Here is a 17,636-nt window from a genome sequence, read left to right on the forward strand (position 1 = left end):
CCGGCATTGAAAGTTCAACAAAACCTCTGACGGTTATATGGCCTATCACAGGCTTTCGGACTTCAATGAGCCAATCCTTAGATAAAAAGACAGGTATTAGATGATGTTCAAAAAAATTGCGATGACTGCTCCATTGGCCATTCTGGCACTCAGTTCTTCTGTGGTTTTTGCAGCAGGGGAAGCACGGCATTCCATCAGTCTGATCGCCACCGTTCCGGAAAACGGTTTCTACGTGGTTCCTGTCGATCCAGACCTGGTCAATAAGGATCAGGACATGAGCCCAGGCGTAGGCGGTACCACTCTGACGCCAATTACCGGCTTTTTCGATGTGCGCAACAACAACGGTTCGGTTCACGCCAGTGTAGAAGGGACACCACGTCTCTACGGTGGGGCCAACACGATTGATCTGGTCGTAGCGTTCAACGGCATTGCCCTCACCAATACGCCGCAAATGGTTGTCGGTGAACAGGAGTCGGATGTTAACTATCGCGCACCGATCCGCATCAGCGCGGTGGGCTCCAACCACCCGGCGGGCGATTACACCGGCGCTGTCGCCGTCGTTTACGATGCCGTTCCTCCTACCATCACTCCATGAGTGTCGACAAGGCAGTAAACGCTTACTTGTTTAAGTAACGTAACCGGTTGGCAAACACGCTTGTTTGTCGGCCGGGCTTTAATCTATTGGTAACCAGAGTACGTGTTCATGTTCCCGATGACGCCCATCGCGGCTGCGCTTGCGTTGCTGCTTTGTAGCAGTGCCTTTGCAGCGCCTGCTACTGTTGCTAATACGCCGAGAAGTTTGTTGTCTCAGGCCAAAGGTTTGCCGGCGGACTTTGAAGAACACTTCTTTGATGTTCCGCTGGCCGTCAGGGTGGAACTTGATCAGCAGCCGCTTGGCGAGGCCATGATTATATTGTCTCGTGATGACCGTATTACCCTACTTGAATTCACCGATACCAGTGAAAGTAATATCAGTGCCGTTGAACGTGATAGTTGGGCCACTTATCTTAAATCCGGTGTGAGCCTTGGGGCTTGCACGGGGACGTGTCCGGAACAACTGCAGGCGATCCACTACAACCTGCAAAATTCATTGGTGTCCATCGGTACTGAAAACGCCGAACGCGACACCGAAGCCAAGCGCTACTACGACCAGCCCGAGGGCGGCAGCAGTGGCTTGATCGTACGCAATCAGCTCAACCTCAATGGTGGGCAGGAACAGGATCTGGGCGGCCGTTTTGGCCTGGAAGCCAGTGGCAGCCTGGGCAATTGGAGCCAGACATTCAACATGCAGCTGGCCCGTCTCGGTGGGCCCGATGACAAGCTTTATCACGCCATTCATGAACTCCATACCCAGCGTGAATTGCAAGGCAGCTTTTTTCGCCTGGGCTTCTTTACCCCCAATTCCGAAGGCCTGACCCGCCAGCCGCGCACTTTCGGCACCAGCCCCGATACTGCGATGGGCATGATGTTCGGCAGTTCCGACAGCCTGGCGATCGACACCCCGAAACCGAGCGTCTATCCGATCTACGTCACTGCCAACCGGCAAGCCTCGGTGGAAGTTTTCCGCGACGGTTTGCTGATCAATACCCAATCGGTGCCGGCCGGCTTGCAAACCCTCGACACCCGGCCGTTGCCCGGTGGCATTTACGAAGTGGAAGTACGCCTGATCGAAGACGGTCAAATCACCTCGACGACCCAGGAGCTGGTGTACAAGCCGAACAACTGGCGCAACTTCGATGAGCGCTGGCGCTACAACCTGTTTGCCGGGCAGGAACGCAAACTGTTCAGTAACTGGGATCAACAGACCAGTGGTGATGCCACGGCGGGCGCTTCGATCAACTATCTGCTGCACCCCAGGGCCATTCTCGGGCTGTCGTTGCGTCAGGTACGCGAAAAACTGCAATACGGCAGCTCCATCGATTGGACCCTGGCCAACAGCCTCAGCGTTTACGCCAACGTGTATCAGACCGAAGACCACGGCACCGGGGTCGATCTGCAAGGTTTGTACAACTATGGCTCTGGCAGCCTGGTGGTCAGCCATAACCGCAGCTGGCTCGACACCACTTACACCTATGACACCCTGCCTGACGGCACCCGGGTGCGCCAACAAAATGTATTCACCGGCCAGACCAGCAATTCATCCCTGGCGCTGAGCCACCGCATCAGTCGCAAAAGCTCGGTCAACGCGCGGGTGTCCCACAGCGAAGGCAATGTCGAAGGCGTTGGCGTGGACCTGGGATGGACGCAGCGCGGCGAGCTGTTTGGCAGCGATGCCAGTTGGCGCCTGTCGCTGTTCGATCGTCCCGGTAGCTACAGCAGCGGCAATGATCGTAATCGCGGCGTCGACCTGAGCGTCAACGTCGCGCTGGGGGCACCGGGGCAACAAATATCCGGCAGCATCGGTTCGCGCACCGCGCGCGACGGCAGCCGTGACAACAACGCCTCCCTGGGGTACCGCAAAGACCTGCAGGACCACATATTGCAGAGCGTTTCGGTGACGGCACTCACCGACACCTATGGCGTCGGCGTGTCGAGCCTGGCGAACTTCAGTACCGATATGATCCGGGGCGACGGGTTTGTGCAGCGCTCGTCCTACAACGGCAACTTTACCGGTGGCCTGAACCTGGACAGCACGGTTGCCATCGGCGCCCAGCAGATGGTGATGACCAGCCAGCCTCAGGGGCGGGGCGCCGGAATGATCGTCGATGTCGAGTCCGATATCGACGGCATCGCTTTGCGCGCCGACGACCTCAGCGGCGGCAGCGCCGCCTTGCGACCGGGGCGCAATTTCATCCCCATCACCGCTTACAAGAACAGTTCGGTGAGCTTCGATTTCGAAGGCAATCACGTTCCGGCGGCGACCATCGAGCCGGCGCGCACCCGTTATCACCTGAACAAGGGCGGGGTGGAGTACCGCAAGGTGCGCGTGATGAAAACCCTGACCGTGCTCGGTCGTTTGCTCGACCCACAAGGCCGTCCCCTCAAGGGCCATCACGTGATCAACCACGCCAGCCGCGGGGTGAGTGAAGTGGACGGGTTCTTCTCCATGGAAATGAACGCCGGCTCGCCGACCCTGCAAGTGCGTTACGCCGATCAGTTGCTGTGCCAGTTCCGACTCGATACCGGCAAGTACCGCAGTGAAAACGACGTGCTGATGATCGGTGACCTGCGCTGCAGCCCGGACACCTTGGCGGATGCAACGTTTGCGCCTGAAACAGCGGGCTGATGCCGCTTACAGACATTAACTTTCGGACTATAAACCCATGGCTCATAAAAGGCGGTACGGCAAGTTTCTTGCGCTTTCGATCGTCGGATTATTGATCGGCTGTTTTCAACACTCGGCTGAAGCAGAGGAGGTGTTCATCACGGCGATGTTCAAACCGGACCCTTCGAAACCGCAGCAAAACACGTTTGAAAACACCACCCCACCCAGTGGTTACTGCGCCACTTATCCGGACAGATGCAGGGATGAGCAAATGTTCAGCCTGCGGGTGCCGCTTACATTCGAGTCCAACCGCGCGATTACGCCCGGCTATAGCGACCCGCGTCAGGGGGCGACATTTTTGATGCCTGTGGCCTGGCGCACCTTGACTGTTTTTCACGAAACAACCGGTGAGCCGCAAACGCTGCAGGTCCGGATTTCGGGGTTCGGTACCAGAGTCAGGTCACCCAACGTTCTCGAACTGGTCGACCAGGATGTCACCCTTCCACAGGCCCACGACCTTTTGTGGGGAACCGGTTGGCTCTACGCGCCGGCCCCGTGTCTGGGAAGCGGGTTAAGTGGGTACACCCAGGATTCGTACCTCTTTTTCTGGAAAACCACGACTACTGGAGGGTATTGCAGCAAATATGCGAGGTACAACGTGCCTTGGCTGCGTTATGAATATCTTGACTTCGCTTATCAGTTACGAACCCCGGACCCGCTGAAAATGGCTTCGGGCAGGTACAACGGGAGCATTCAATACACCATCGGCCCTGATGCGGATATCGACATGGGCCATGTCATGGTGCCGAGTAGCTCGACGTTGGGCTTGAACTTCAGCCTCGACGTACAGCACACCCTCAAAGTCGACATTCCTCCCGGCGGCAACAAGGTCGAACTGGTGCCGGAAGGCGGCTGGCAAAACTGGCTGCAAAACGGGCGCAAACCGGTGCGGCTGTTCCGGGATCAGACCTTCAATATTTCGGCGTCGTCGCGGTTCAAAATGATCCTGCAGTGCAACATTGTCGGGTTTCGGGGCTGCCAGATTATTAATCGCCTTTCGGGGCGCAACGCGAATAACGCGAATGTGAATATCAGAGTCAGCCTGCCTGACGGCTTGACGGACCTTACCGGGCAGCCGGTCAAGCGACTGCAATTAACCCCGGGAAATGTGAACCCACCTCAGTTTCAACCCGCTTTTTATGTGGACCGGGCCCCCGGCGTTCTGCACTTCGAAATTGACCCCGTTTACGTGGAGCTCATGGTCCGCCCCGGCGAGGCCGGCGACTACGTCGGGACTGCCACAGTGATCTGGGATTCGGAAGTCTGATGGGCTGTTTATCGAGTTATCGAGCCAGCGTTGTATTCAATGTCATGAGGTTCAAGGTTATGAAGCGTCTGTTTGCACTGGTAAGTCTGGGCGGGTTTTCCCTGGCGATTCAGGCGGGGCCCAATATCAATGTCGGGACGGTTTACGACTATCTGGATGGCGATAAAAGTACCTACCTGAAACGGGTGTTCAATGGCGGCGACAGCACGGCTTTCGTCAAGGTCAACATTCTGGAAATCATCTACGACGCCGATGGCACGCCCCGCGAAGTGCCCGTCAAGAACCAGGCCGATGCCAGCGCCCGCGACGGATTGATGGCCAGCCCCGCGCGACTGATCGTACCGGCCAATGGCATGCAAGGTTCGCGTCTGTTGTACATGGGCGAGCGTGACACCGAACGCTATTTCCGGGTGCGCTTCGTGCCCGTGGTGCCGGAAAAGGAAGACGAATTCGCCGTCTCCGAGGAAGAACGCGACACCTACAAAAAGAACCTGTCGGCGGGGGTCAACGTGATGGCCGGTTTTGGCACGGTGTTCTTCGTGCGGCCGAAAAACACCCGTTACGACAGCGTGATCGATGATGGTCCGGGCACTTACAGCATTCGCAACAACGGCAACACCGTTGTGGTGGTCGATGAGTTCAAGAACTGCTCGCTGAAGGTCGAGACCGAATGCGAGCCGACCACCAAGCACCACATCCTCGCGGGGAAGAGCTTTCAGTTCGAGAAAAAAACCGGTCGTGAGTATCGTTTCCAGCTGATTGAAGGCCAGGCCAAAAAGACCATGCGCATTGCCAGCCGGTAGCACCGACCCGTGTTGCTGCGGTTTTCTTTGATGAACAGGTACCAGACATGATCAAGCAATGGGCCTTCGCGGCATCGTTGAGTGCCGCGACGCTGATGAGCTCCCAGGTATTCGCGGCGCGGGAAGAACATGAGTTCGAAATTTCGGTGAACATCCCCACCCTGTCGTTTTACGTGATACCGGCGGAAACGGACTGGATTCATCGCGAGCAGAGATTGCCGTGGAATCCTCATACTTCAACCTTGGGCGGTTTGCGCAAGTATTTCGACGTCAAGCACGACACCAGCGCGATTGAAGCGCGGCTGGAGAGCGAACCTTATCTATCCAACGGCAACGATGCCGAGAATGTATACCTGCGCGTCAGCTTCAACGGTCAGGCGCTGAGTCACGACGCTCAGCCCCGGCAAGTGGTCTCGGCACAGGAGGCCATGGCGGGCAGTCGGGTGCGGTTGGACATCGAGCCGACAATCCCCACTGGAGGTTATAAACCGGGCAGTTACTACGGCAACGTGCTGTTGGTGTTCAGTGCCGTGGCGCCCTGAGCCCGTTAAAAAAACGTCCTCCATCCATGACAGGGAGTCATGAGCGAAGATGAAATCAGTGAAGGTTTGTAAAACCCTGCTCCAGAGCAGCGCGGGGTGGGTGTTGTTGTGTGCATTAACCGTTGAATCGGCGATTGGCGCGACCATGGACATCAGTGCTTCGTTCAGGCCGGATCCGGCCAACCCCCATGAAAACAAGTTCACCAATGACACGCCGATGTCCGGGTATTGCCAAAGCCAGCCTGAATTCTGCAAGGACAAAGACTTGTTCTCGTTGCTGATCCCGATTGAATTCCGATCCGTCGCTCCGATTGAAGCCGAGCATGCAAATAGCCGCAGAGGAGCGATGTTTCGGGTACCCGGAGATTGGCGGCGACTCACTGTCAGGAAGGTCGACAGTGCCGAAACTTCACAAGTCGAGGTGCGCATTGTCTCGATCGGCGGGCGCTACATTCTTCCCGATACTGCAGAAAACCTGGTTGGCGAAGGCGACCCCACCAACGTGCAAGGCTGGCATACCCGCCTGTGGGGAGACTGGGACTGGGGGCCGCCCAAGCCTTGCCAGGCCACAAGCGGCATATACACCGACCCGCATCAAAAAAACTTTTTCTGGATGACCACCACTTCAAGAGAGTGTGCAGCAAGGGCTAATTACGCTATTCCCAGCCTCTTTTATGACAGGGTCCAGATCGGTTATGAGCTGCGTACACCCGATCCGTTGCAAATGTCCGCCGGGCAGTACACCGGTAACTTGACCTATAACATCGGTCCGGGAATGGACTTTGACATGGGCGATGTCATGTACCCCGACGACTCCACCCTGACATTGAATTTCACCCTGGATGTTAACCATACGCTCAAGATCGATATTCCACCGGGCGGCAACAAGATTGAGCTGGTGCCTGAAGGCGGTTGGCAAACCTGGCTGCAGAGTGGAGGAAAACCAGCGCGTCTGTTCCGCGATCAGACTTTCCATATCTCAGCCTCGTCGCGATTCAAGATGATGTTGGAATGCGACAGCCTCAGTGCGGATTCCTGTTTTCTGCGCAACAACTTCGGAGTTCCGGTCAATGTTACAACGAGCGTCACCTTGCCCGATGGGTTGACGGTCTCCGGGCGGCCAGTCAACAAACAACGATTGATGAATGGTTATTGGTCGGTATCGTTTCAGCCGGGGCACTATATTGACCGGCAGGCGGGAACGTTACATTTCGAAATTCCGAGGAGTGAAACCGTGCGTATTCTGCAGCCCGGCGTTGCCGCCGAGTATTACGGAACGATTACGGTGATCTGGGATTCGGAAGTTTGAATAAACTCATTTCGGTTTAAATGCCGTGCTGCGCCTTGAAGCAGGTTGTCCGGCTTCAGGCGCAGCGTATGGCCGTGTCTGGGGTTATGAATGCCCCGCCTCTCTCAATGCCATTCGGGTCAGGCGTCGCGCCAGCTCCTTTTCGTCTTCGAAAAGGTCGTTGATCAATCGGTTGTACACCTCATCGGTCATTTCCTTGCCAGTGAGCACAACCGATTCGGGGACAGGAAGCTGCCGGGCCAGTTCTTTGAGTTTTTCCTCGAGCTGGTTTTTGTATTCATCCGTGCGGTGCCGGGTATGAGCCCGTTCGTTTTGCGTCTGCCGCAAATCCGCCAGTAACCCGGCCTTGACCACCGTGTACAGCTCGGTGTTTTCCTCAAATGCTCGCGGGTGCGTCTCGCACAGGTATTCAATCCAGAAGGGTTGCTCCAGCATCTGGTTCACCAGCCCGTCACCGTACTCCAGTGACAGCACCGCGTCGTAGGCTTGATCGATCATGCTCTCACTCACGCCGGCAACCGGCCGGTGAAGCATGCTTCGCGATTGCCAGGGCAGGTCCAGGCGTCGGGCCAAATCGGTCTGGTAGGCAAGGTAGACCTCGACTTCATCCGGCGTGAGGCCTCTGCCCATCCGTTCCGTCATGTCTGCCTCGGCAATCTTGTTCACGAAGTCCAGGCGCGCTGCGCTCCTGGCCAGGGTCACCAGTTCACGTTCGAGCATCTGTGGCGAGGTGCTGAACGACCTGGCCTCCGAGGCCAGGACTTCCAGCCCCATGTTGTTAAACACTTGAGCCCCGGCGTCGGCGCAATTGTCTGGCGAAGTGGCCATGGTGAAGAGTTTTTCGCGCAGCGCACTATCCATGTCGGCGGCATCGATCATCCGCCATACACGCTTGGCCAGATCGGTTCGAAACTCGCCTCCAGCTCGATAATCAGCAGACAGGGTAAGGCCGCGAATCACCGTGAAGAATCCCGCCGAGTCCGGTTCATCGGCCAGATCACCCCAGGCCTCGCCGCGGTATCGGCCAAGCCCGGGGGAGGGCGCCCACCATTCGCTGTCGTCAGGTACAGGCCAGAAGGCCAGATCGTTGTCGGTGGCAGGTGGATAGGTATGTCGAGGGCTGAGCCCCACGGACCTCCTGAAGTTTTCGTAGGCCAAGCGGTTCACGTCGCTGAGCGCTTGAGCGTTGAGCCGGGTGCGCGCGACCACAAAGGCATCGGTCGAGCCCGGGACCACATCGGGAATACGCGCCAGCGGGTTGTCTTGCAGGTCGAGGAAAAAACCGTGAGGCCGGGGTTTGGCGAAGGTGCCTCGGGGCCAGGTGTCGATGCCGGTGCCACGCAGGCTGACGATCATCAGGCCGGGCATGCGTCCGATGTCCGGGAGGGCGCCCAAGGGGTTGTGATCCAGCCTGAGGGTTTTCAGGTAGGTCAGGCGGCTGAGTTGTTCGACGCTTTGCGGTGTCAGGCGGATGTGGTTGCCGTTCAGGCGCAGGGTCGACAAAACGTGCATCGCGGTGATGCCCTGGGGTATTTCAGTCAGTTGACAGCCTCTGGCGCTTAATTCGTCCAGGTGCGCAAAATCCTTCAACAGACCGCCCGGTTCGCTGGAGAAACGCGTGTTGTCCAGATTCAATACCGAGACCTTGTCGAGAAACCGCTTGAGATCGGGCTTGTGTTTCCACCAGGTCTCAAGATCGACACTGCTCAGTTCCACCGATAAATCGAGACGATAACCGCTGTGGGGATGCAGGCTGCGTTCATCGAACACCAGGCTTCGACGTTCGAAACACTCGATCAGCCGTTCGGTGATGTGGCGCCCGCCGCCGTCGCGAAAACCCTGGGGGTCAGGCCCCCAGACGTCGGATTGCTGATAGCGCCACTGATTGAGGGTGACGCGCAAATCGTCGAGTTCATCCTCAAGCGCCGAAAGGGCGGTCAGGGGGTCACCTTGCGCGGTCAAGACTTCGATAAAACGCGTGGCCTCCTCAGCGCTGAAGGTCGGGTAAAGGTCGCGAACCCGCCGGTCCAGCGAGGCGGAACCGTCCTTGCTCAGGCCCCCTCCCTGTAACAGCAGGGTGGTGATCCGGTCACGCTGCGAGCGAATCGGTAGTTCGGCGAGCGCGGTTCTGCGGACTTCAGGGGAGACGAGGATTTGCTTGAACCAGTGTTTGAGCGCCTTGCCCTGGCCGAGCTGGAAACCCAAGGCGTTGCGCTGATCCTGCGGCATTGCACGCAGCAACGACTCATAGAGGCTGCTGGCTCCGTAAAGGCGATTGTCCTCGTCGAACACTTCGTATTTGTTGCGTCCGCCGCTGCTGACGAGCGTCCTGACCCGGGTGGCAGATTGCGCGCCAACGCTGCAGCGCAATCTACCGTGCGGGGAGCCGTCGCGGATGTCGACACGCAGGTCGGTGAATACGTCGCTGTGCAGTCTCAGCGTATTCAGGAGCAGACGCTCGGTGTCCGCTGTTAATCCCGAATGCCCATAAAGGCTCTCGGTTGCCCGGACCGCGCGCACTTCGAAATTCAGTTCGCGGGCCTGATTTTTTATACGCAACGGAAGGCGTTTTTCGCTGAGCATCGCGAGGCGTTCCGCACCCGTGGCGTTGGCCAGCAGCGTTTCGCTGATGCTTGAGGGCAGCTCGGGGAACGCATCTCTGAGCAGCCTCACTTGCGGATCGCGGTTTTTTTCCCGGGCGCGATACGTCCGTTTGGCCAACCTGTTCATGTCGCCTTCGACAAAGTCGGCCAGTTGATTGCGCAAGGCTTGTGCCCGATGCGCCGGTGGCACGTCGGGGCCGAGCATGACGGCAAGTTCGGGCTCCTCCAGAAACGCCACCACGCGTTCGGGCAACTGCCCGGCCATGACGTCCGCCAGGCTGATGCTGAGGATGTCCGATGGCAAGGCCTCGGGATTGCCATAGAGGCGGTCTTGCGCCGAAGCACTGGTTTGATGAAGCACGCGCAGGGCCTTGTCTTCAGGCCAGCCGGGCAGCTCAGTCACGGTTTGCTCGAACCAGGCCGAAGCCGGATCAGGCGTCAGCGGCAGACCACTGCGAATCTGTTCTTCCAGCCGGGCGACATCTTCATACGCCTCGAAGCGTTTCAGCGCATCGGCCAGCAGCGGCGGTGGCGCTTCAGATTCGACGTACATCCGCCGCAAGGCATCGTGGTCGGTGCCGCTGATGGTGCGGATCTGCTCCAGTTCGCCGTCGCTAAAGCGCTCGACCGAATGCCCGAGCCGGCGCATCAGTTGGCGTTCACTCCAGGCTCTGGGCTGTTCGCCTTCATGTACGAAGGCACCCAGGCCATTGTGTGTCACCTGCGGCCTTGCCCTCGTGGGGCAGAATGGCTTTGCCTTGATGCCGGTGCAGCCCCCAGGCATCCGGCGTCGAATCGGCGGGCAATGACAGGTCGTGCTGTTGATAGGGCGTGAGATCGGGATGCCATAGGCGTTGGCTGCCATCAGGCAATTGCACCGGTTTCATCGCGTTGATGAACGGTGAGGAGAGGGATTTGCCCAGCTCGGCGGCGCCGGCGAAGATACCGAACTGAACCAGGTTTTCGACAATGCCCAATACATGCCCGGCTGCTTCGGTGGTCTGTCCTTCAGCCCAGTCCACAACGCCTTCGAACACCTCGTCCGTCAGTTGGTAAGCGGTGTACGCCAGCATCAGTTCGCCGAGCACGGGCACGAACGGCGTGACCACGAACAGGGCCACATTGAAAATGTCCGAGAGCATCTTCTCCAGGTTATCCCACCAGGCCCAACGCGCCATGCGGTCGGCATCCTGGGTGGAGATCGCGAGGTCGCGGGCATCGTTGACGATCTTGTTGAGCCTGATCCGGAACAGGTATTGCCAAAGGTCGTCGTGGGCCGGGTCGGGCGAGCGGTTTTGATAGTCATCGGTGATCGCCTGGACGCTGAAACTCAGGTTGGGATTGTCCACCGGCGTATCCCTCCAGACGGGGCCGCCGGACTGCCGATCTCGTTGATGCCATTTCACCGTGCTCAGGCGTTGATTGAGACTGGCGAAGAAATGCCCTCGCTCCTTATGGGGCACGAACTGGCTGAAGAACTGTTGATAACCGAACCCACCCGATGACTGTCCATCGGCGGGTTTTTCTTCCTGCAACTGGCGAGTCAGTTCGGCCATGAACTCGGCGGGCGAGGGGTATTCCTTGAGTGGGTGTTGGTTGTCGTGTGGCACATAGGCGATCAGGCGACCGGGAGAGCCACCCGGTCCCGGGTCGGTTGTGATCAACAGAATGCCCGCCAGCACCGTTTCCATCATGGCCAGGTTGTAGTAGCTCACGGGCTTGCCGTCCAGCCTCAAATTCTTTTGGCCATGGACCAGATCGAGGATGAGTCGATGGGCGTGTGCATCAATATGTTTGTTCAGCAGTGCCATATGTGCCGCTGCTTTCAACGCGGCTTTTTGGCTGGCAATGACCGCCGTGCGTACGTTGTTGGCGACTCGGGGGCTGCCGAATCCGAGGGCCTGACGCAGTGCCTGCTGGTAGCGGGCGCCGATGTCCAGATCACGGCAGATGGCCTTGAACGCCTGGGCGGTAAGCGGAGCTCCCGTGATCCTGTGGTTGATGTGCAGCGTTTTCATCTGTCCGCGCGGGTCCGGCGCGTCAAGAAAAGCAAAGTCCGAAAATGTTTCGTCATCCGAGAAATTGTGCAGGGCCGCGTTCAGCAACGAGACCGTCCGAACTTTCGTGCCACCCTTGAAATCGTGCACCCACCATGGGCGGCCGACGGCGGCATAAAGCCGCAGGCAGGTGTTCCTGACATCAATGTCGCCGTAGTGCTCACTGAGCGCATTTTTCAACAGGGGTTCGGCAAACGCATAGACATCGGTCAGGTTATCAAACAGGGCGTCCACGGCGTTCTGGGTAGACCAGTGCTCGGATATCGCCTCTTTGAGCTGATGGTGAGCTGAGCGGGCATGGGTTTTGAACGGCGCGAAGTCGCGCTGGGCAGCCTTTAATGCGCGAGCGTTGACAGGGGAAATGTCGGTGATCCAGGCGGGCAGCGCCTGCGCGATCCAGGTGTCATTAATGCCGTCCTGGTTTTTGGTGTTGCGGCGTCTTTGATCAATCCTTGATAAATTCGTCATGTGCTAACCGTCTAAAGCTGTAATCAGGCTCTTCAGGTTAGGCAGGTGCTGCGGTCGAAAAAAGCTCAAATACAGGGTTGGATTGCCCCGAAAGACGCCTCAATCCAACGATAAACAAAGAGCGAAAAATACAGGAATACCACCCTTTAATGTGCGGATGTGCCCAGTGCGGCCGTAGCTTGAGTGACGACTGGCGATCCAGTCCCGGCATAGCACAACGTGTGGGTGCCCGGTTGCAGATAAGGCGACAGGATCGGCGCCATGCCCTTGAGCACCTGAGCGGGCAACGCCGAGGTGAATTTGAAATTCTCCGCCGTGCGACCGGGAACATAGGCGGTGAGCGTGCCGAAATGCTTGTCGCCGATAAAGAACACGAAAGTTGCCGTGCGGTTGATCGATTTGGAGCTGAGAATCCGCCCGCCGGAACCGATGGCTTCAATGCGGTTGTCGCCGGTACCGGTCTTGCCGCCCATGGCCAACGGGCTGCCATCGGCCAGTTTAAAGCTGCCGGCCAGGCGTTTGGCGGTGCCGGCGTCCACCACTTGTGAGAGGGCTTCGCGCATCGCGGCGGCCACTTCCGAAGGCATCACTCGTTTGCCGACCACCGGATTGTTGACCAGGCGGGTTTCATAGGGCGTATCTGCCGCGAAGTGCAGGCTGTCGATCCGCAATGTCGGCATCCGCACACCATCGTTGAGAATGGTGCCAATCAACTCGGCCAACGCAGCGGGGCGATCGCCCGAGCTGCCGATAGCGGTGGCCAGCGATGGCACCAGGTGATCGAACGGATAGCCGACTTTCTGCCAGCGCTGGTGAATGTCGAGGAACGCTTCGATCTCCAGCATGGTGCGGATGCGGCTGTCACGGGCGCCCTTGTGACGGCTTTTGAACAGCCAGCTGTAGACTTCCTGGCGTTCGAACTGACTGGCTTTGACGATCTGGCTGAACTTGGCGTCGGGGTTATTCAGCAAGTAGCCGATCAGCCACAGATCCAGCGGGTGGACCTTGGCGATGAAGCCTTGATCCGGCAGGTCGTAGCTGCCAGGGCCGTAACTCAGGTAGAGGCGTTCGAGGCGTTCATCGGTCAGTTTTTCTTGAAGCTTGGCGCCTTTGAGGTGCGAGCGTACGAAGGTGTTGAAGCTTTCCTGATCAGCCTGGGGGAATAGATAACGATGCACGGCGGCCATGCGAATCGGCGTTGGGCGCATGCCGTCGAGAAAGGTTTCGAGCCGCGCCTGGGTGTCCTTGTTGCGGTATTTCTTCCAGAACTTCAGCAGGAATGAGGTGCCTTCTCTGTCGGCGAATGAGGCCAGGTATTCCTGACGCCGCGGGTCGCGATCGTCCTTGAGCAATTCTGCGCTGCTGTTGGGCCCCGAGTAAGTGCTGTAGCGCACCAGGTCACGCATCAGCCGAATGAACGGCAGGTTGATCGATTCGCGCAGAGCATCGCGCAGGGTCGGCAGGCGGCCGTTGTCTTCCTTGCGGAAGTTGACGAATGTGTGCAGTCCGCCGCCGGTGAAAAAGGCCTCGCCAGGGCTGGCGGAATATTTGCGATCCAGCGCGGCGCCGAGCATTTTCGGCAGGCTGCGGTCGGTGTTCTGAATCATGTAATCGACGGCCCAGCGGGTCAGGCGATCCGGGTCGGCGACTTCGGTTTTCTTCAGTTCGGCGACGCTCATGCTGGCGTAGCGATCGTGCAGTTCGGCCATGATCTGCAGGTAGGTGGTGAGCACACGCATTTTTGCGGTGGAGCCCAATTCCAGCTTGCTGCCTTCATTGATGTCGAATGGCTGGTCGGTGCTGTCGGTTTGCACCCGCACGCGCGAACCGTCCGGGGTCAATTCGAACAGGGTGAAGCTATAGCGCACCTGCGCGGTGTTGGTGGGGGTGAGCAGGCGTTCGCCGATCAGGCCGATTTCCGCTGCATAAGTTGGATCGGCCAGATGCTTGAGGTAGGCGGTGGCCTGGGTTTGCAGCTCGCCTTGCAAGGTGCTGGTGGCGGACAGGTCGAGGCGGTCGAGATCATACAGCGGACGATTGAGTAAACCGGCCAGGCGGCTGCGCGCCACACTGATGCCTTTATTGGTTTCGATGGGCTGAATGGTGGGCTGGGTGGCCCAGTCGCGGTAAGTCACTTTACTGGCCAATGCCGCCGTGGCGAGTGGCGCATCGATCACGCCGTTTTGAGACAGCAGGCGAATATGGCTGTCGGTGAGGCTGGCCAATTCATCACGACCCTTGGTCAAGTAATGGGAAGGGCGGCGCTGAGCAATCATCAGTGACAGCATTTCGCGCAGGGCCAGGCCTTTTTCCGACAGACTTTTCGGGTCGGTGTCGGTGCTGGCCAGCTGTTCATTGGCCTTGTTGAAGTCGGCGCCGTACCAGACGCGCAGGCCTTCGGCCATGCCATGCACTTCACCGTGGCCCGGTACCGCCGACAGCGGAACACTGTTGAGGTAGTCGCGAATCACGTTTTGTCGCGCCTGGAGGGTTTCCGGCCCCGCCTGATAGGCGCGCACGCTGGCGGAAATCATCTGGCGGATTTTTTCCGCGCCCGACACCGTCAAGCCATCGGGCGAATGGCGATATTTCTCAAGTTGCGTGGCCAGCGTACTGCCGCCCGCCGACTGACCGGGCAGGCTCAACAGCTTGGCTACCTGGGACCACGCCGCCTTGCCGAACCGCGGCCAGTCCACGGCGGGGTTGGCCAGAGGCTGACGGGGATCGAGCAAAAAACGGTTTTCAATAAACAGCAAGCTGCTGACCACGACCGGCGGGATCGCGGCAAAGCTTGAATAGAGTTGCTGGGGGTACTTGAACTGGTACAGCGGGGCCGTGCGGCAATCGGTGATCGACAGCCCAGCCTGGATTTTTTCGGCATAGGGCACAAAAAAACCCTTGTCGGTGTAATTCATCAGTGCTGGGGAGAAGCGGGTTTGTGCCGCTATTACGTAATCGCGTTTGAGCAATCGCGGTAGAAACTCATCCATGGTGCTGTAACCCAAACGCTGATCGAACGGGCCTGCGCCAGGGTAGCGAATCGCATCGCTGGGTCCGGGTTGCAGCTCGTACTTCAGCGAGGCTGCGTATTTGCTGATTTCCCGGGCCTGAAACTTGGAGGTGCGCATTTCCTTGGCCGCGGCGAGGCCCAGGACAATCAGGATAATCAGCAACAGCAACCAGAAAGCCCCCCAGCCGTGCCGGGAGCGACGGGGTTTCTCAGGTAAAGGCGCTTCATCCACTCGTTCAGTCGGAACCACGGTTTTACTCGAATCGGTTTGCCACAAAGCGCCCATAGTCGACTGATCCATTCACGCAGATTGATCGGACTTGCTTGAAGCTTAGACGGTGGTTGGCGTTGGTGAGGAAATTGTGAACAACCAGATATCGAGTTCCCGCTATTCCTTGTGGCGAGGGAGTTTGCTTTAGAAAGGGAGCTTGTGATGGTTAGGGGGCTTGCTGTGGCGAGGGGCTCGCCACAGGGGGATGGATGTCGTCTGAAATAGCTGCGCTAGACGCATCAAAGCGGTAAATGCTGCCGAAGTAGGGGCATGACGATGCACCATTGCTGTGCAATACTCGGCGCCGTTTCAGTGGCGAATAATCCTGCATAAGGCAGGTAATGCCCCTCCGAAAACCGCGCTTTTGCCGAGAGTTATGGCTGAATGTTGTGGTTTATAGAGTGAAAAACCCTGCTGGAAGCTTTTTATACTGCATGCCCGCTGATCTTGCAGGTTTTGGTCCTGCAAGACGTGTCTGCCCATGAAGCAGGCCCGGTTTCAACAGGCACTGGTTTATCGGTCGGTGCTTCGACACTCGGTGGTCACATCCAATAACAAGACGAGGTTGTACCTATGCCAGTCGGCAATCACCTGCCTCACGGCGAGACCGCTCAGGGCGGCCCGCTTAAACGCGAACTCGGCGAACGGCATATTCGCTTGATGGCGCTCGGTGCCTGTATCGGCGTCGGCCTGTTCCTGGGTTCGGCCAAGGCCATCGAAATGGCCGGCCCGGCCATCATGCTCTCTTACATCATCGGCGGTCTGGCTATCCTGGTCATCATGCGTGCCCTCGGCGAGATGGCGGTGCACAACCCGGTCGCCGGCTCGTTCAGCCGTTACGCTCAAGACTATCTCGGCCCGTTGGCAGGTTTTCTGACCGGCTGGAACTACTGGTTCCTGTGGCTGGTAACCTGCGTCGCGGAAATCACTGCGGTCGCGGTGTACATGGGCGTCTGGTTTCCCGACGTACCGCGCTGGATCTGGGCACTGGCGGCGTTGATCAGCATGGGCTCGATCAACCTGATCGCGGTGAAAGCCTTCGGTGAGTTCGAGTTCTGGTTCGCCCTGATCAAGATCGTCACCATCATTGCGATGGTGGTCGGCGGCATCGGCGTGATCGCATTCGGTTTCGGCAACGACGGTGTGGCGCTAGGGATTTCCAATCTCTGGGCCCACGGCGGCTTCATGCCCAACGGCGTGCAAGGCGTGTTGATGTCCCTGCAAATGGTGATGTTCGCCTACCTCGGCGTCGAAATGATCGGCCTGACCGCCGGTGAAGCCAAGAACCCGCAGAAGACCATTCCCAATGCGATCGGCTCGGTGTTCTGGCGGATTCTGCTGTTCTACGTCGGCGCCTTGTTCGTGATCCTGTCGATCTACCCGTGGAACGAAATCGGCACCCAGGGCAGCCCGTTTGTGATGACCTTCGAGCGTCTGGGCATCAAGACCGCCGCCGGCATCATCAACTTCGTGGTGATCACCGCGGCGCTGTCGTCCTGCAACGGCGGCATCTTCAGCACCGGGCGCATGCTCTACAGCCTGGCGCAGAACGGCCAGGCTCCGGCCGGTTTCGCCAAGACCTCGAACAACGGCGTGCCGCGTCGCGCGCTGCTGCTGTCGATCGGTGCCTTGCTGCTGGGCGTGTTGCTTAACTATCTGGTGCCAGAGAAAGTCTTCGTCTGGGTCACCGCGATTGCCACATTCGGTGCGATCTGGACCTGGGTGATGATCCTGCTGGCCCAGCTCAAGTTCCGCCAAGGCCTGAGCGCCAGCGAACGTGCCGGCCTCAAATACCGCATGTGGCTGTACCCGGTCAGTTCTTACCTGGCGCTGGCATTTCTGGTGCTGGTGGTCGGCCTGATGGCGTACTTCCCGGACACTCGCGTGGCGCTGTATGTCGGGCCTGCTTTCCTGGTGCTGCTGACGGTGTTGTTCTACGTGTTCAAGCTGCAACCGACCAATGTGTCGCAAGGTGCGGTGCGTTCGGCTTCGTAAGTTGTAACGCCAGAAATGCAAAAGCCCCGGTCTGAATGATCGGGGC

General features: G+C 58.4%; 10 protein-coding genes. 7 read left to right on the plus strand and 3 right to left on the minus strand.

Going from position 1 to position 17,636, the window contains the following annotated elements; genetic code table 11:
- The first annotated feature begins 100 nt into the window (after positions 1-100).
- The 6 genes from IB250_RS22055 to IB250_RS22080 all read left to right on the plus strand — a co-directional run bounded on the left by IB250_RS22055 (position 101) and on the right by IB250_RS22080 (position 7,186).
- The gene (locus IB250_RS22055; protein WP_192345572.1) at positions 101-595 is read left to right on the plus strand and encodes a fimbrial assembly protein; all 495 of its coding nucleotides are present in this window, start codon (positions 101-103) and stop codon (positions 593-595) included.
- Between the two features lie 108 nt (positions 596-703).
- Entirely contained in the window at positions 704-3,226 is a 2,523-nt protein-coding gene (locus IB250_RS22060; protein ID WP_192345573.1) for a CS1-pili formation C-terminal domain-containing protein, read from the plus strand.
- Positions 3,227-3,263: 37 nt separating this feature from the next.
- Positions 3,264-4,532, plus strand: a complete 1,269-nt coding sequence (locus tag IB250_RS22065) for a hypothetical protein (RefSeq protein WP_192345574.1) — start codon at positions 3,264-3,266, stop codon at positions 4,530-4,532.
- 59 nt (positions 4,533-4,591) lie between these two features.
- Positions 4,592-5,335: a molecular chaperone gene (locus IB250_RS22070; protein WP_192345575.1), complete on the plus strand. Its 744-nt coding sequence runs from the start codon at positions 4,592-4,594 to the stop codon at positions 5,333-5,335.
- Positions 5,336-5,382: 47 nt separating this feature from the next.
- On the plus strand, positions 5,383-5,877 hold the full coding sequence (locus IB250_RS22075; protein ID WP_192345576.1) for a CS1 type fimbrial major subunit: 495 nt from the start codon (positions 5,383-5,385) through the stop codon (positions 5,875-5,877).
- Between the two features lie 49 nt (positions 5,878-5,926).
- On the plus strand, positions 5,927-7,186 hold the full coding sequence (locus IB250_RS22080; protein WP_192345577.1) for a hypothetical protein: 1,260 nt from the start codon (positions 5,927-5,929) through the stop codon (positions 7,184-7,186).
- A gap of 84 nt (positions 7,187-7,270) precedes the next feature.
- Here IB250_RS22080 and IB250_RS28945 read toward each other — a convergent pair whose 3' ends face one another.
- The 3 genes from IB250_RS28945 to IB250_RS22090 form a co-directional block, all read right to left on the minus strand.
- Positions 7,271-10,510: an NEL-type E3 ubiquitin ligase domain-containing protein gene (locus IB250_RS28945; RefSeq protein ID WP_412548349.1), complete on the minus strand. Its 3,240-nt coding sequence runs from the start codon at positions 10,508-10,510 to the stop codon at positions 7,271-7,273.
- Positions 10,476-12,314 carry a dermonecrotic toxin domain-containing protein gene (locus IB250_RS28745; protein ID WP_225603697.1) on the minus strand — a complete coding sequence of 613 codons (1,839 nt, stop codon included), beginning with the start codon at positions 12,312-12,314 and terminating at the stop codon, positions 10,476-10,478. The genes IB250_RS28945 and IB250_RS28745 overlap by 35 nt, the downstream gene beginning before the upstream one ends.
- Before the next feature lie 146 nt (positions 12,315-12,460).
- Entirely contained in the window at positions 12,461-15,610 is a 3,150-nt protein-coding gene (locus IB250_RS22090) for a transglycosylase domain-containing protein (RefSeq protein ID WP_192345578.1), read from the minus strand.
- A gap of 558 nt (positions 15,611-16,168) precedes the next feature.
- On the opposite strand from IB250_RS22090, the gene IB250_RS22095 reads away from it, so the two are divergent.
- A complete protein-coding gene (locus tag IB250_RS22095; RefSeq protein WP_008072301.1) occupies positions 16,169-17,590 on the plus strand; it encodes an amino acid permease in 1,422 nt (473 codons plus the stop codon).
- The last annotated feature ends 46 nt before the right edge of the window (positions 17,591-17,636 follow it).

The sequence above is a fragment of the Pseudomonas sp. PDM09 genome (assembly GCF_014852305.1).
GTDB lineage: Bacteria > Pseudomonadota > Gammaproteobacteria > Pseudomonadales > Pseudomonadaceae > Aquipseudomonas.

Bases quoted from the DNA above. Each gene is read 5' to 3' on its own strand.
- IB250_RS22095 (WP_008072301.1), top strand. From the start codon at position 16,169: ATGCCAGTCGGCAATCACCTGCCTCACGGCGAGACCGCTCAGGGCGGC.
- IB250_RS22075 (WP_192345576.1), top strand. From the start codon at position 5,383: ATGATCAAGCAATGGGCCTTCGCGGCATCGTTGAGTGCCGCGACGCTG.
- IB250_RS22055 (WP_192345572.1), top strand. From the start codon at position 101: ATGATGTTCAAAAAAATTGCGATGACTGCTCCATTGGCCATTCTGGCA.
- IB250_RS22070 (WP_192345575.1), top strand. From the start codon at position 4,592: ATGAAGCGTCTGTTTGCACTGGTAAGTCTGGGCGGGTTTTCCCTGGCG.
- IB250_RS22060 (WP_192345573.1), top strand. From the start codon at position 704: ATGTTCCCGATGACGCCCATCGCGGCTGCGCTTGCGTTGCTGCTTTGT.
- IB250_RS22065 (WP_192345574.1), top strand. From the start codon at position 3,264: ATGGCTCATAAAAGGCGGTACGGCAAGTTTCTTGCGCTTTCGATCGTC.
- IB250_RS28745 (WP_225603697.1), bottom strand. From the start codon at position 12,314: ATGACGAATTTATCAAGGATTGATCAAAGACGCCGCAACACCAAAAAC.
- IB250_RS22080 (WP_192345577.1), top strand. From the start codon at position 5,927: ATGAAATCAGTGAAGGTTTGTAAAACCCTGCTCCAGAGCAGCGCGGGG.
- IB250_RS22090 (WP_192345578.1), bottom strand. From the start codon at position 15,610: ATGGGCGCTTTGTGGCAAACCGATTCGAGTAAAACCGTGGTTCCGACT.